The organism is Cryobacterium sinapicolor (assembly GCF_004403465.1).
In the GTDB taxonomy this organism is placed as follows: domain Bacteria; phylum Actinomycetota; class Actinomycetes; order Actinomycetales; family Microbacteriaceae; genus Cryobacterium; species Cryobacterium sinapicolor.
This window is the reverse complement of the sequence record NZ_SOGQ01000013.1, coordinates 21,991-36,899: the sequence shown is the minus strand read 5'-3', so window position 1 is coordinate 36,899 and position 14,909 is coordinate 21,991. Positions and strand designations below refer to the sequence as shown.

Genomic DNA, 14,909 nt, shown 5'->3' with positions numbered 1-14,909 from the left:
CGGCGAACGGGAATGAGGTCAGTCAGTCGCCCCCGTCGTCGTCGCACTCGTCCTTCTTCTTGCACTTACCGTTGTCCTTGTCGTCGCCCTTGTCAACGGACGTCGGCGTCTCACTCGGGGCCGGGGCCGGGGCCACGGTCGGCTCCGGTTTGCTCGCCTCGATCGCCGCGACCAGGTCGGCCGACACGAGGTTGAGGGCCGACTGGATGTCGGCCGCCCGGGCAGCGCTCACTTCGTCAGCCGCGGCCGCGGTCATCAGATCGGACTGGACGGTCTCGAGTGAGGCCTGGGCGGCCTCGAAGTCGCCGGCCGCTGCGGCCGCCGTGACGTTCTGCACGCCGGCCTGCAACAGGGCCGCGGTGGTCTGCTGCAGGTCGGGAGGCGTGCTCGCGCATCCGGTCAGGGCGGTCGCGACGAGCACGGCCGCGGCCAGCGCGATGGTCAGGCGGGCTCGGGGCATCATGGCGTCACGCTTTCCTGGAGCTGCTTCAGATTGGTGCCGAGAGACCCGTCGACGGCCGGGTAGGTGGCGGCGGGCGCGGCCGGTTCGACTGCCCGAGGGGTGAAGACCAGGACGGCCAGGATGATGAGGGCGACGAGGACTCCCAGCGCCACGAGCACCCGAGGCCGACGCCACGGGGGAGCGGTCGTGGAGGTGCGATCGGTGCGGGTGCTGCCCGGTGACCGCTCGGCCGCGCTGCCGGGGGAGCGGGCCGGAGCGCCGGCCGGCGTCAGGAACTCGGTCGCGGCATCCGCGCCCGCGTGCGGGGCAGTCATGACCTTCGTGGGGGCGAGTCCGGCGGCGGGGGCGAGGTTTCCGGGGGCGGCGAGCACCGCGGTGGGTGCGAGGTTTTCGTCGGCGCCGAGAACCTCGGTGGGTGCCAGGGCCCCTGCGGCGCCGATCACGGCGGTGGGCTCGAGAATTTCGGTGGCTCCCAGAACGGCGGTGGGTTCCAGCAGCTCGGTGGCCGCCGGGGCGCCCATCGCCACGGTGACCGCGGTTCCAGCGTCGGTGCTCTCCCCGCTGGACAGACGTCGCAGCTGCACGGCCGCCTCGCCCGCGCTGAGTCGATCGGTCGGCTCGCGGGTGGTCATGCCGCCGAGCACGGCGGCCCAGGCCTCGCCGAGCCCGGCCGGAATGTGCGGCTCCCGCTGAAGCCTGGCCATCGCCGACTCGATCGCCGTGCCGGTGAAGGCGCGCTCGCCGGTGAGGCATTCGAGCAGCACGAGCCCGAGCGAGTAGACGTCGCTGGGCGGCCCGATTGTGCTTCCGAGGGCCTGCTCGGGGCTGAGATAGCCGGCCGTTCCGAGCAGAGACCCGGTCGCCGTGAGGCGGGTCGAGTCGAAGAGGCGAGCGATACCGAAGTCGGCGAGTTTGGCGTGCATGGCGCGGCCGGGGAAGCCCGACGGAGCGAGCAACACGTTCGCCGGCTTGATGTCGCGGTGGATGATGCCCCGCGCGTGCACGTAGTGCAGGGCCTCGGCGAGGTCGGCGCCCATGAAGGCCACCTCGTCGGGGTTCAGGGCCCCGTCGGCGATCCTGCTGCGCAGGTCCGTGCCGTCGACGAGCTCCATCACGATGAAGGTGCGCGCAACGCCGTCGATTACGGCGGTGCCGGCGTCGAACAGGGTGACCAAGGCGAAGTGGTTCAGGCTCGCGAGCACCGTGACCTCGCCGCTCTGACGCTCCGGCCCGGCGTCGTCGGCCGTGTCGAGACGGAACAGCTTCACGGCGACCGTACGCCCGAGAAAGAGGTCGGTGGCCCGGTAGACGGATGCCATCCCGCCCGTTCCGAGCAGGGCGTCGATCCGAAAACGGTCGGCGAGGCTGATGCCGATGGGGCCGACGGTGGGTTGCGTGGACAGAGGGAACCTCCTCGTGGAACCGAAAGTCAAGCAAACCACACCTTGCAGGGGGAACGGCCAGCGCCCTTGCAGGGTGGAGTGGGTAATCTACGACTGTGGAAACCGTGCTGCTGTATATTCTGGGCGTTCTGATCGTCGTGGTCGGCCTCGCCCTGTCCATCGGGCTGCACGAGATCGGCCACCTGCTCCCCGCCAAACTGTTCGGCGTCAAGGTCACCCAGTACATGATCGGTTTCGGCCCCACCCTGTGGTCCCGTCGCAAGGGCGAGACCGAATACGGCGTGAAGGCCATCCCGCTCGGCGGCTATATCGCCATGATCGGCATGTTCCCGCCCGCCAAAAAGGGCGGCAAGGTACAGGCATCCAGCACCGGTTTCTTCAACCAGCTGGTGCAGGAGGGCGAACCGGAAAAGAAGCCCGGCGCCCTGGCGACCATGGTCGACGAAGCCCGCCAGTCCAGCGCCGACACCATCGGAGAGGGCGAGGACCACCGCGCGTTCTACCGCCTGCCGGTCTTCAAGCGCGTCATCATCATGCTCGGCGGGCCCACGATGAACCTCGTGATCGCGGTCGTGCTCTTCGCCGTGCTCCTGATGGGCTTCGGCACCGCCCAGGTCAGCACGACCGTCGGCAGCGTGTCCGAGTGCGTCCTGCCGGCCTCGAGCACCCGGCAGACCTGCGAATCGACCGACGAGAAGGCACCCGGCGCTGCGGCCGGCCTTCAACCTGCCGACCGACTGGTCAGCATGAACGGCACACCCATCGACAGCTGGGACCAGTCCACCGAGATCATCCGAGAGTCGCCGGGAATCCCGCTCGCCGTCGTCGTCGACCGTGACGGCACGCAGCAGACCCTGAGCATCACCCCCAAACTCACCGAACGCTACGTGACGGATGCCGACGGCGAGATCCAGGAAGATGCCGCCGGCGAGCCGATGACCCAGGAGGTCGGCTTCGTCGGAATCGGCCCGGCGGGCGAGCTCGTGCCGCAGCCCGCGACAGCCGTGCTGCCCGCGGTGGGCGAGAACATCGGTGCCGTCGTGCACATGATCGCGAACCTGCCGCAGCGCATGATCGACATCGCCAACGCGGCCTTCGGACCGGGGGAGCGCGACCCGAACGGCCCGATCAGCGTGGTCGGGGTCGGCCGCGTCGCCGGCGAGATCGCGAGCATCGACGCCATCCCGGTGAACAGCAAGATCGCGAGCATGCTGGGGCTCCTGGCCTCGCTCAACGTGGCCCTGTTCGTGTTCAACCTGGTGCCGCTGATGCCGCTCGACGGCGGCCACGTCGCCGGCGCGCTGTGGGAAGGGCTGCGCCGCCAGATCGCCAAACTGTTCAAGCGCCCCGACCCGGGCCCCGTCGACACGGCGAAGCTGATGCCGCTCACCTTCGCCGTCGTGGTGGTGCTGGGCGGGATGAGCCTGCTGCTCATCTACGCGGACATCGTCAAGCCGATCAACATCTTCGGCTGACCCGCGGCGTTTCCCGCCAGCCCGTCCGAGGAGACGCCGAGAGTCGCCGCTTGTGCCGAGAGTCGCCGTTCCGCCGGGTGGTCTGGGCATGAACGGCGACTCTCGGCGTCTGGTTCCCCGCTAGCGGGAGAGCAGCAGCGCTTCACCCTGGCCGCCGCCGCCGCAGAGGGCGACGGCAGCCTTGCCGCTGCCGCGCCGGGCCAACTCGAGCGCCGCGTGCAGCGCGAGACGGCCGCCAGAGGCCCCGATCGGATGCCCGACGGCGATGGCCCCGCCGTGGATGTTGACCTGCTCGGGGGAGAGGCCGAGCTCCCGGGTCGACTCGAGCGACACCGCGGCGAAGGCCTCGTTGATCTCCACCAGGTCGAGCTCGGATGCCGCCCAGCCCTGGCGCGCCAGCGCCCATCGGATCGCGTTCGCCGGCTGCGAGTGCAGGGAATTGTCGGGTCCGGCGACCTGGCCGGAGGCCTCTACCACGGCGAGCCAGCTCAGTCCGTGTTCCTCGGCGTAGCGGCGGCTGCACAACACGAGCGCGCTGGCGCCGTCGCTGAGCGGCGACGAGTTGCCGGCCGTGACGGTGCCGTCCAGGGTGAACGCCGGACGCAGCCGGCCCAGCGTCTCCGTGGTGCTGTCGCCGCGCACCCCCTCATCCGAGGCGACCAGCAGCGGCTCGCCCTTTCTCTGCGGAACGCTGAGCGGCGTGATCTCGTCGTCGAAGATGCCGTTCGCGGCGGCCGCCGCGGCGCGCTGGTGCGAGGCGGCCGCGATGGCGTCCTGGTCCGCACGCCGGAGGCCGAGACGCCCGTTGACGTGCTCGGTGGAGAGGCCCATGGAGAGGCCGTCGAAGGCATCCGTGAGTCCGTCGCTGGCGGCGTGGTCGAGCATGGTGACGCTGCCGTAGGCCCAGCCCGTGCGCGAGCCGGGCAACAGGTGCGGGGCGTTCGACATGGATTCCTGCCCACCCGCCACGACGACATCCGCTTCACCGAGACGGATGAGCCGAGCCGCGTCGATCACGGCGGCCAGCCCCGAGAGGCAGACCTTGTTCAGGGTCATCGCCGGCGTGTTCCACGGGATGCCGGCCCCGATCGCGCTCTGCCGGGCCGGGTTCTGCCCGCAGCCGGCCTGCAGGACCTGGCCCATCAGCACGAACTGCACCTGGTCGGGCGTCACGCCGGCCCGGGCCAGCGCCCCGGTGATGGCGGCGCTGCCCAGCTGCACGGCGGTGAGGCTGGAGAGCTGTCCGTTCACCCGGCCCTGCGGAGTGCGCGAGCCCGCGAGGATGACGACGTCGCTGTTGTTCATGGTGGGACTCCTTAGTCGGGGGCGATCGGGTTGTCGTGACGACGTGTGCGGCGGTGGTCGTCGCGGTGGTCGGGCCTGCCCGGACCCGCCCGGCATCCGTTCAGATTTCGTCCTGCCTCGGCGCGTAAGCTATCGCCGTGGCTGCAATCAACCTGGGAATGCCCAAAGTACCTGAAGTGCTCGCTCCGCGTCGCAAGACGCGTCAGATCAAGGTCGGCAAGGTGCTCGTCGGCGGTGACGCGCGCGTGAGCGTGCAGTCGATGACGACGACGCCGACCACGAACATCAACGCGACCCTGCAGCAGATCGCCGAGCTGACGGCATCCGGCTGCGATATCGTGCGCGTCGCCGTGCCGAGCCGCGACGACGCCGAGGTGCTGCCGATCATCGCGGCGAAGAGCCAGATCCCAGTCATCGCGGACATCCACTTCCAGCCGAGCTACGTGTTCGCCGCGATCGACGCCGGTTGCGCCGCCGTGCGCGTCAACCCGGGCAACATCCGCAAGTTCGACGACCAGGTCGGCAAGATCGCGGCCGCGGCTAAGGCCGCCGGTGTCTCCCTCCGCATCGGCGTCAACGCGGGCTCGCTCGAGCCGAGCCTGTTGCAGAAGTACGGCAAGGCCACCCCGGAGGCCCTGGTCGAGAGCGCCGTCTGGGAAGCCAGCCTGTTCGAGGAGCACGACTTCCACGACTTCAAGATCTCCGTCAAGCACAACGACCCGGTGATCATGGTCAAGGCCTACCGCCTGCTGGCGGAACGCGGCGACTGGCCCCTGCACCTCGGCGTCACCGAGGCCGGACCGTCGTTTCAGGGCACCATCAAGAGCGCAACGGCGTTCGGCATCCTGCTCGGGGAGGGCATCGGCGACACCATCCGGGTGTCTCTGAGCGCACCCCCGGCCGAGGAGATCAAGGTGGGCCTGCAGATCCTGCAGTCGCTGAACCTGCGTGAGCGCAAGCTTGAGATTGTGTCCTGCCCGAGCTGCGGCCGCGCCCAGGTCGATGTGTACAAGCTCGCCAACGACGTCACCGACGGCCTCGAGGGTATGACCGTGCCGCTCCGCGTCGCCGTGATGGGCTGCGTCGTCAACGGACCGGGCGAGGCCCGCGACGCCGACCTCGGCGTGGCGTCGGGCAACGGCAAGGGGCAGATCTTCGTGCGCGGCGAGGTCATCAAGACCGTGCCCGAGTCGGAGATCGTCGCGACCCTGATCGAGGAGGCCAACCGCATGGCCGCCGAGATGCCGCCGAGCGAGGACTCCCTCGGCACCCCCGTCGTGACGGTCGGCGCCCAGTAGCACATCACCCCCCCGTTCCCCCTCCTTCCCCCTCCTTCCCCCTCCTTCCCGTTCCCCCTCCGCGAGGTGCGGACAAAACCCTTCTTTTCACGCGCGAGGGTGTCATGTCCGCAACCGGGCGGTCGCGGCATCCGTCGGCACGACGCGGGTCGGTCGGGTCAGCCCGCGCGCCGTAAAGTAGGTGCGTGCCTATTCGTATGTCCAACTACTTCCTCCGTACCCTCCGCGAAGACCCCTCGGACGCCGAGGTCACCAGCCACCGACTGCTGGTGCGCGCCGGCTACATCCGCCGCCAGGCCCCTGGGATCTTCGCGTGGCTGCCGATCGGCCTGCGTGTCAAGGCCAAGATCGAGACGATCGTGCGCGAGGAGATGGCCGCGGCCGGCGCCTTCGAGGTGCACTTCCCGGCCCTGCTACCGCGCGAGCCCTACGAGGTCACGGGCCGCTGGGACGAATACGGTGACGGGCTCTTCCGGCTCCAGGACCGTAAGGGCAGCGATATGCTCCTCGCCCCCACCCACGAAGAGGTCTTCACCCTCCTCGTGAAGGACCTCTACAGCTCCTACAAGGACCTGCCCCTGTCGATCTTCCAGATCCAGGACAAGTACCGCGACGAGGCCCGGTCCCGCGGCGGGCTGCTGCGCGGCCGCGAATTCACGATGAAGGACGCCTACTCCTTCGACTACACGGATGCCGGCCTCGACACGAGCTACCAGGCACAACGCGACGCCTATGAGCGCATCTTCACCCGGCTCGGCCTCGAATACGTCATCGTGCAGGCGGACGCCGGCGCGATGGGCGGCTCCAAGAGCGAAGAGTTCCTGCACCCCACCCCCGTCGGCGAAGACACCTTCGTGCGTTCGGCCGGCGGCTACGCGGCCAACATCGAGGCGTTCCGCACGGTCGCCCCGCCCGCCATCGACTGGGCCGGATTCCCGGCCGCCGAGGTCCTGGACACCCCGGACACGCCAACCATCCAAACCCTGGTCGACCGCGCCAACAGCGACCACCCGCGCCCCGACGGCCGCGCCTGGACTGCAGCGGACACCCTCAAGAACGTCGTCCTGGCGCTCATCCAGCCCGACGGCACCCGTGAGCTCCTCGTGATCGCCCTCCCCGGCGACCGCGAGGTGGACCTCAAGCGCGTCGAGGTGGCCGTCGCCCCCGCCGAGGTCGAGGCCGCGAACGAAACCGACTTCCTCAAGTTCCCCGGGCTGGTCAAGGGCTACATCGGACCGTGGTCCGCAATCGGGGCGGTGCTCGGCGAGCAGTCGGCCACCGGCATCCGTTTCGTCGTCGACCCCCGCGTCGTCGAGGGCACCGAGTGGATCACCGGCGCGAACGAAGCCGGCCGCCACGTCTTCGGGCTCGTCGCCGGCCGGGACTTCGCCGTCGACGGCACCATCGAGGCCGCCGAAGTGCGCGCCGGCGACCCGGCGCCCGACGGCTCCGGCCCGGTGGAGCTGGCCCGAGGCATGGAGATCGGCCACGTCTTCCAGCTCGGCCGCAAGTACGCCGAGGCGCTCGGCCTCAAGGTGCTCGACGAGAACGGCAAGCTCGTCACGGTCACGATGGGTTCCTACGGCATCGGTGTGACCCGCATCCTCGCCACCATCGCCGAACTCAACAACGACCCGAAGGGCCTGATCTGGCCTGCAGCGGTCGCGCCGTTCGACGTGCACGTGATCGCCACCGGCCGTGACGAGGTCGTGTTCGAGACCGCCGGGACCGTGGTCGCCATGCTCGAGGGCACCCACCGCGACGTGCTCTACGACGACCGCCGCAAGGTATCGCCCGGCGTGAAGTTCGGTGACGCGGAACTGATCGGCATCCCCGTGATCGTCATCGTGGGGCGGGGCGCCGCCGACGGCATCGTCGAGCTCTGGGATCGTCGCTCGGGGGAGCGCACCCAGGTGGCCGTCGCCGAGTTGGCCGCCAACTTCGCCTGATCCGCTTGACCTTTGCCTCTGACGAATTCGACGGAGATTGTGGCCGCATTGGCCGCAAACGCCTAAGAAAACGGCATTAGGCGGAAAATCTCCGTCGAATTGGTTCGAGGCTGCTCGTCTTGCCCGGCCTCGCTCTCCGGTGTGCGGAGAACGTCAGAGGCGGGCGAGCCGGGCCCGGGCGAAGCAGTACACGCCGTAGGCGATCAGGCCGGCGCCGACCAGCATCAGGATCGCAGCCCCGAACGGCAGCGCCACGAGTGACTTCAGCGCTCCGTCCATGCCCGTGGCCTTCTCCGGGTCGAGCGTGAACGCGGCGACGGTGAAGAGGATGCCCACGGCGGCCAGAGCGATGCCCTCCGCGATGTAGCCCACGGTGCCGAGGATCACCACCACCGTGCCGGCCGGGCCACCGGGCACCGTGATGCTGTCGGTGAACCCGTGGCTCGCGCCGCGGTGGACGAAGACTGCGCCGATCGCGATGACGGCCAGTCCGGCGATGAAGAGCAGCACGACGCCGCCGGGAATCGACAGCAGTATCGCGGTGGAGTCGCTGGCAGTCTCCGACGAGCTCGCCGATGCCCCGCGCGCGAAGGTGAACGCCGTCCCCGAGATGAACAGGAAGACGATGCCCTTGCCGATCAAGACCGCGCGGCGGGCCCACTTGCGTTTCGGGTCCCGCGCGGGTTCGAGAAAGGCCTGCACCAGGTACCAGAGGCCGAGGGAGGTCAGGCCGAGCACCACGGTCCAGAGCACGAAAACGCCGCCGGTGGTGCGGGCCAGCTGGCCGAGGGCGCCGGACTGGTCGGCCGAACCGCCGCCCGCCCCCGTGGCCACGCCGATCGCGATGGCGCCGATCATGACGTGCAGCAGGCCGTTCACCGCATACCCGGAGCGGGCTAGAAACTGGAAGGTGCGGCTGCCCTCGGCGGTGCGTGCAGCCTGCTGGGCGTTGTCTGAGACGGAATCGGCGGCCATTCGCCCAGCGTACCGCCGCACCCGGTCGAGGGGGAGTCGGTTTCGGCGCGGGGCAGGCTTCGCCCGGGTGACGGGGCCCTACGGATTCGGCTACCCTAGGACGAGCCCGCTGCGCAGTTTCGCGGCGGCAAGATCTGAATAGAGGAGGCCGGCCATGGACATCGACCTCAGCGTGTTGCGGCAGTTGGAGCGCGAGAAAGAGATTCCCTTCGAGGAACTCGTGCAGATTATTGAGCAAGCAATTCTGACGGCCTACGTGAAGCACACCCAGCAGGGTGAAGCCAGCACGAAGCAGGCCGTCGAGGAAGAGCCGGAAGCGCGCGTCGTACTCGACCGCAAGACCGGCCACGTCGACATTTTTGTGCCCGAACACGATGAAGAGGGCAATGTCGTCGGCGAAGCCGTCGACAACCCCACCGACTTCGGCCGCATCGCGGCCTTCGCGGCCAAGCAGGTCATCAACCAGCGTCTGCGCGACCTGGCCGATGACGCCGTGCTCGGCGAATTCAAGGGCCGTGAGGGCGAGATCGTCGCCGGGATCATCCAGCAGGGTCCGAACCCGCGCATGATCCACGTCGACCTGGGCACGATCGAAGCGATCCTGCCGCCCGAAGAGCAGGTGCCGAGCGAGAGCTATGTGCACGGACAGCGCATCCGCGTCTATGTCACCGCCGTCGGCAAAGGCCTCAAGGGACCGCAGATCACCGTGTCGCGCACCCACCCGTCGCTGGTGCGTCGCCTCTTCGCCCTCGAGGTGCCGGAGATTGCCAGCGGTGTCGTGGAGATCGTCTCCCTGGCCCGCGAGGCCGGTCACCGCACCAAGATGGCCGTTCGCGCTACGGAGCCCGGAGTCAACGCCAAGGGTGCCTGCATCGGCGAACTCGGCCAGCGCGTGCGCGCCGTCACCGTGGAGCTCAACAATGAGAAGATCGACATCGTCGACTACTCGCCCGACCTTGCCACCTTCGTCGCCAGCGCGCTGTCGCCGGCCAAGGTCACGAGCTCCTACGTGATCGACGAGTCGATCAAGGCCGTCCGAGCCCTCGTTCCCGACTACCAGCTGTCGCTGGCGATCGGCAAGGAAGGCCAGAATGCCCGTCTCGCGGCGAAGCTCACGGGTGCGAAAATCGACATTCAGCCGGACAGCATTCTGGAGGACACGGAATAGGGGGTACGATGGATCCCGTTAGAACGTGCATTGGATGCCGTTCGCGCGCTCCGCGATCCTCACTTCTGAGGGTTGTAGCCCGAGAATCGGAACTCGTGGTGGATGAAACCGCCACTCTGCCTGGGCGAGGTGCGTGGCTGCATCCCACTACCGCGTGCTTCCAGGACGCACTGCGGCGACACGCTTTCGGGCGTGCCCTTCACGTGACCAGTTCATTGGACGCGAATCAACTAGAGAACAGGCTGAACAGGCTTATGGATAACTAATGAGCGGCTCGAAATGAGACCCGTCCGTTACTAACGGTCTGCCCCTTTCCGGGTGCAGACCCGGAACAGGAGAATTGTGGCTGCGAAACCACGCGTACACGAGATCGCTAGCGAGCTCGGCGTCGACAGCAAGGTAGCCCTTGCTAAATTGAAAGAGATGGGCGAGTTCGTCAAGGGACCGTCCAGTAGCGTTGAACCACCGGTAGCTCGCCGTTTGCGCGCCGCCCTTGCGGCCGATGGCTCCAGCACCGCGGCTCCCGCCGCTGCCGCCACTGCATCCTCCCCGGCCGGCGCCACCCCCGTCGCCGCTGGATCCGCCGCGAAGCCGGGCGGTGCACGTCCGTCCCCGGCCAAGCTGGCCGTCAAGCCAGGCGCACGTCCCGTCGTCGAGGTCCCCGCAGCGGTTGTTCCCGCCGCGGACGCACCGCCGATGCCGTCCGCCCCGCTCACGGTTGCCGAACGTCAGGCTCAGGCCGCCGAGAAGGCCGCCGCCGCGGAGAAGGCCGTTGCCGCGGAGAAGGCCGCTGCTGCCGCCGTCGTCGCCGACACTGCGCCGGCGACGGATGCCCCGGTCGCCAAGACCGCGGGCGGCGCTTCAGGTGCTGCCAAGCCCGGTGCATCCGTGCCGAAGCCGCCGGCAGCTCGCCCGGGCAACAACCCGTTCGCCAGCAACCAGGGCATGGGCAAGACCCCGAGCCCGCGCCCGGGCAACAACCCGTTCGCGAGCGCGCAGGGCATGGGCCAGCGCCCGCCGTCCACGTCTTCGCCCAGCAACATCCCTCGCCCCGCGGCTCCGCGCCCCGGCGCGCCCCGCCCGGGTGGACCGGGCCAGGCTCCCCGCCCGACCGGTTTCGGTCAGCGTCCCGGTGCTTTCCAGCGTCCCGGCGGCGCTCCGGGCGGTGCCGGCGGCGCACGCCCCGGCTTCCAGCGTCCTGGTGGCGCCCCGGCAGGTGCCCCCGGCTTCGGCCCGCCCCGTCCCGCCGGTGGCGGCGGCGCCGGTGGTCGCGGTCGCGGCCCTGGTGGCGGAACCGCTGGTGCGTTCGGCCGCGGTGGCGGCAAGAACAAAGCCCGCAAGTCGAAGCGCACGAAGAGGGCAGAGTTCGAGCTGCGCGAGGCTCCGTCGCTGGGTGGCGTGAGCGTACCCCGCGGCGACGGCGGAACCGTTGTACGGCTGCGCCGCGGTGCGTCCATCACGGACTTCGCCGACAAGATCGACGCGAGCCCCGGAAACCTGGTCACCGTGCTGTTCCACCTCGGTGAGATGGCCACGGCGACCGAGTCCCTCGATGAGGCCACGTTCGACGTGCTCGGTTCCGAGCTCGGCTACAAGATCCAGATGGTCTCGCCCGACGATGAGGACCGTGAGCTTCTGCTCGGCTTCGACATCGACATCGACCAGGAGCTGGAAGACGAGACCGACGAGGAACTCGTCGCCCGTCCTCCCGTCGTCACCGTCATGGGTCACGTCGACCACGGTAAGACCGCGCTCCTCGACGCCATCCGCAACGCCAAGGTTGCGGCGGGCGAAGCCGGCGGCATTACGCAGCACATCGGTGCCTACCAGGTCATCACCGAGCACGAGGGCATCGAACGCGCCATCACCTTCATCGACACGCCGGGCCACGAGGCGTTCACCGCCATGCGTGCCCGTGGTGCCCAGGTCACCGACATCGCGATCCTCGTGGTCGCGGCGGACGACGGGATCATGCCGCAGACGATTGAGGCGCTGAACCACGCCCAGGCCGCCAACGTGCCGATCGTGGTCGCAGTCAACAAGATCGATAAGCCCGGCGCCAACCCGCAGAAAGTGCGTCAGCAGCTCACCGAGTTCGGCCTCGTCGCCGAAGAATATGGTGGAGACGTCATGTTCGTCGACGTGTCGGCGAAGCAGGGCACCGGAATTCAGGAAATCCTGAACGCCGTGCTGCTCACCGCGGACGCTGGCCTCGACATGCGGGCCAACCCGGACAAGGACGCTCGCGGCGTGGCCATCGAGGCACGCCTCGACAAGGGCCGTGGCGCCGTGGCGACCGTGCTCATCCAGTCGGGAACCCTGCACGTCGGAGACTCCATCGTGGCGGGCACGGCCTACGGCCGTGTTCGGGCGATGGCAGACGAAAACGGCGTGCCCGTGCTCGCCGCCACTCCGTCCCGTGCAGTCCAGGTTCAGGGCCTCTCCAGCGTTCCTCGTGCAGGCGACACCTTCCTGGTCATCCAGGAAGACCGCACGGCACGTCAGATTGCCGAGAAGCGCGAAGCCGCCGAGCGGAACGCCCTGCTGGCCAAGGCCCGCAAGCGCATCAGCCTCGAAGACTTCACCCGTGCACTCGAAGAGGGCAAGGTCGAGTCGCTCAACCTCATCATCAAGGGTGACGTTTCCGGTGCTGTCGAAGCACTGGAAGAGTCGCTGCTCAAGATCGAGGTCGACGATTCGGTCCAGCTGCGCATCATCCACCGTGGTGTCGGTGCGGTCACGGAGAGCGACGTCAACCTCGCCACCGTCGACAACGCGATCATCATCGGCTTCAACGTGCGCCCCGACACGAAGGCACGCGAACGCGCAGCCCGTGAAGGCGTGGACGTGCGGTTCTACTCGGTCATCTACAACGCACTCGAGGACATCGAGAATTCCCTCAAGGGAATGCTCAAGCCCGAGTTCGAAGAGGTGCAGAGTGGTGTCGCCGAGATTCGCGAGGTGTTCAGCTCCTCCAAGTTCGGAAACGTCGCCGGTGTCATCGTTCGCTCGGGTGTCATCACGAGGAACGCCAAGGCGCGGGTCATCCGCAACGGCGTCGTCGTCGGAGACAACCTCGGCATCGAGTCGCTGCGTCGCTTCAAGGACGACGTCACCGAGGTCCGCACGGACTTCGAGTGTGGTATCGGCCTGGGCAAGTTCAACGACATCCAGATCGGTGACGAGATCGAGACGATCGAAATGAAGGAAAAGCCGCGGGTCTAACGACTTACGGATGTTGGGTGCGGGTTTCGCCGGGGTTCCTGAACAGGGACCCGGCGGGGCCCGCATCTTCGGTGAATTTTCGACAATAGGAGTGAGACAATGGCAGATCCGGCACGCGCCAGGAAAATGGCCGACCGCATCAAGGTCATCGTGGCCAAGCGCATTGAGCGCGGTCTCCGTGACCCGAGACTCGGTTTTGTGACCATCACCGACGTCAAGGTCACCGGTGACCTGCAGCACGCCTCGGTGTTCTACACGGTCTACGGTTCCGCGGAGGAACGGGCCGACAGCGCTGCGGCGCTGAAGGCGGCCACCGGGATGCTGCGCAGCGAGGTCGGCAAGAACATCACGGCACGCCTGACGCCGTCGCTCGAGTTCATCGCGGACGCCATCCCGGAGAATGCGGCCCTGATCGACGACCTTCTGCGTGAGGCGCGCGAGCGCGACACGCAGGTGGAGGAACAGGCTCGCACGGCGAAGTACGCCGGCGACGAGGATCCCTACGTCAAGCCGCGGGAATACGCCGACGCCGACGACGACGACGACGATGGCGATGACGACGAGGCTGAGCCCGCGGTGGGCCTGCACGCCGAGGTCGCCGCTGAGGCGGATTCAGAGAAGTAGCACGGCAGCGCGTTCCGGTCAGTGACCGGCCGGCCGGGCCAGGGACATCCATGAACGGATGCTCCCGGGCTCGGCCTTTCGTGTGCCTGGTGCCTATCCGTGCGGCAGGGTGTACGCGCCGGGCGCAGTGGAGACGGCGAGTCCGTCGGCCAGCAGGCCGGCCAGAGCCCGGTCGCGCTGGACTCCGTCCGGCCACAGACCGGTGATCTCGGCATCCGTCACCGGATGCCGGGTGGCGCGCAGCTCGGCCATGATCAGCCCGCGCACCTGGCGGTCGCTGCCCTCGAACTTCTTCTGTACGGCCTTGCGAGGGCCGGAATACGCCGGGTAGCCCGCCAGGCGCCAGGCGCAAACGCTCTGGATGGGGCAGTCGTCGCAGCGGGGACTCCTCGCGGTGCAGACCACGGCGCCCAGCTCCATCATGCCGGCGTTGAACACGGCGGCGTCGCTCACGGCGTGGGGGAGGAGCGCGCCCATGGCGTCGAGATCCCGGGTGCGGCTGGGCGGGGCCGGCTCGGCCTGGCCGGCCACGGCGCGGGCGATGACGCGGCGGGTGTTGGTGTCGACGACCGGATGCCGCAGGCCGTAGGCGAACGCGGCGACCGCCCTGGCCGTGTAGTCGCCGATCCCGCTGAGGGCAAGCAGGGCGTCGACGTCGGATGGCACCACCCCGTCGTGACGCTCGGTGATCTCCACCGCAGCGGCGTGCAGCCAGAGCGCGCGTCGCGGGTAGCCGAGCGTCGCCCAGGCGCGTACGGCCTCGCCCGGTGGCACGGCGGCCAGGTCGGCCGGGGTCGGCCAGCGCTCCAGCCACTCCGCCAGCCGGGGAATCACCCGGTTGACGGGAGTCTGCTGCAGCATGAACTCGCTCACCAGCACGCCCCAGGCACCGAAGCCGGTGCGGCGCCAGGGGAGGTCGCGGGCGTTGCCCCTGAACCAGGCGTTGATGGCCAGGCTGAGGGCTGGGGAGTCGGCGGCAGGCGGCAGCGGGAGTGTGGGATCCACCGTTCTAACCTAGGCTCGG

General features: G+C 68.8%; 12 protein-coding genes. 7 read left to right on the top strand and 5 right to left on the bottom strand.

Annotated elements, in window-relative coordinates; translation table 11 throughout:
* Nucleotides 1-22: 22 nt before the first annotated feature.
* Together E3T28_RS02400 and E3T28_RS02395 are read right to left on the bottom strand one after the other, a co-directional pair.
* Nucleotides 23-463: a hypothetical protein gene (locus E3T28_RS02400; protein WP_134427585.1), complete on the bottom strand. Its 441-nt coding sequence runs from the start codon at nucleotides 461-463 to the stop codon at nucleotides 23-25.
* A complete protein-coding gene (locus tag E3T28_RS02395) occupies nucleotides 460-1,896 on the bottom strand; it encodes a serine/threonine-protein kinase (protein WP_241979129.1) in 1,437 nt (478 codons plus the stop codon). Before E3T28_RS02395 ends, E3T28_RS02400 begins: the two co-directional genes overlap by 4 nt.
* 65 nt (nucleotides 1,897-1,961) lie before the next feature.
* Here E3T28_RS02395 and E3T28_RS02390 point away from each other — a divergent pair, with 65 nt between their 5' ends.
* Nucleotides 1,962-3,341: a M50 family metallopeptidase gene (locus E3T28_RS02390; RefSeq protein WP_166786900.1), complete on the top strand. Its 1,380-nt coding sequence runs from the start codon at nucleotides 1,962-1,964 to the stop codon at nucleotides 3,339-3,341.
* A 120-nt stretch (nucleotides 3,342-3,461) separates the two neighbouring features.
* Here E3T28_RS02390 and E3T28_RS02385 read toward each other — a convergent pair whose 3' ends face one another.
* Complete coding sequence (locus E3T28_RS02385; protein WP_134427582.1) at nucleotides 3,462-4,646, bottom strand: acetyl-CoA C-acetyltransferase; 1,185 nt, start codon at nucleotides 4,644-4,646, stop codon at nucleotides 3,462-3,464.
* Nucleotides 4,647-4,783: 137 nt separating this feature from the next.
* On the opposite strand from E3T28_RS02385, the gene ispG reads away from it, so the two are divergent.
* Both ispG and E3T28_RS02375 read left to right on the top strand, forming a co-directional pair.
* Nucleotides 4,784-5,944: a flavodoxin-dependent (E)-4-hydroxy-3-methylbut-2-enyl-diphosphate synthase gene (gene ispG, locus E3T28_RS02380; RefSeq protein ID WP_174776767.1), complete on the top strand. Its 1,161-nt coding sequence runs from the start codon at nucleotides 4,784-4,786 to the stop codon at nucleotides 5,942-5,944.
* A gap of 197 nt (nucleotides 5,945-6,141) precedes the next feature.
* The gene (locus tag E3T28_RS02375; protein ID WP_134427804.1) at nucleotides 6,142-7,893 is read left to right on the top strand and encodes a proline--tRNA ligase; all 1,752 of its coding nucleotides are present in this window, start codon (nucleotides 6,142-6,144) and stop codon (nucleotides 7,891-7,893) included.
* 153 nt (nucleotides 7,894-8,046) lie between these two features.
* On the opposite strand, the gene E3T28_RS02370 is transcribed toward E3T28_RS02375, so the two are convergent.
* Entirely contained in the window at nucleotides 8,047-8,868 is an 822-nt protein-coding gene (locus E3T28_RS02370) for a DUF1206 domain-containing protein (protein ID WP_134427579.1), read from the bottom strand.
* Nucleotides 8,869-9,022: 154 nt separating this feature from the next.
* On the opposite strand from E3T28_RS02370, the gene nusA reads away from it, so the two are divergent.
* The 4 genes from nusA (at nucleotide 9,023) to rbfA (ending at nucleotide 13,885) form a co-directional block, all read left to right on the top strand.
* On the top strand, nucleotides 9,023-10,036 hold the full coding sequence (nusA, locus tag E3T28_RS02365) for a transcription termination factor NusA (protein WP_134427577.1): 1,014 nt from the start codon (nucleotides 9,023-9,025) through the stop codon (nucleotides 10,034-10,036).
* Nucleotides 10,037-10,044: 8 nt separating this feature from the next.
* Nucleotides 10,045-10,302 carry a YlxR family protein gene (locus tag E3T28_RS02360; RefSeq protein ID WP_134427575.1) on the top strand — a complete coding sequence of 86 codons (258 nt, stop codon included), beginning with the start codon at nucleotides 10,045-10,047 and terminating at the stop codon, nucleotides 10,300-10,302.
* A gap of 76 nt (nucleotides 10,303-10,378) precedes the next feature.
* Complete coding sequence (gene infB, locus E3T28_RS02355; protein WP_134427573.1) at nucleotides 10,379-13,261, top strand: translation initiation factor IF-2; 2,883 nt, start codon at nucleotides 10,379-10,381, stop codon at nucleotides 13,259-13,261.
* Nucleotides 13,262-13,360: 99 nt separating this feature from the next.
* Nucleotides 13,361-13,885 carry a 30S ribosome-binding factor RbfA gene (gene rbfA, locus E3T28_RS02350; RefSeq protein ID WP_134427571.1) on the top strand — a complete coding sequence of 175 codons (525 nt, stop codon included), beginning with the start codon at nucleotides 13,361-13,363 and terminating at the stop codon, nucleotides 13,883-13,885.
* A 93-nt stretch (nucleotides 13,886-13,978) separates the two neighbouring features.
* Here rbfA and E3T28_RS02345 read toward each other — a convergent pair whose 3' ends face one another.
* Nucleotides 13,979-14,833: an HhH-GPD family protein gene (locus E3T28_RS02345; RefSeq protein WP_241979137.1), complete on the bottom strand. Its 855-nt coding sequence runs from the start codon at nucleotides 14,831-14,833 to the stop codon at nucleotides 13,979-13,981.
* Nucleotides 14,834-14,909: the final 76 nt, after the last annotated feature.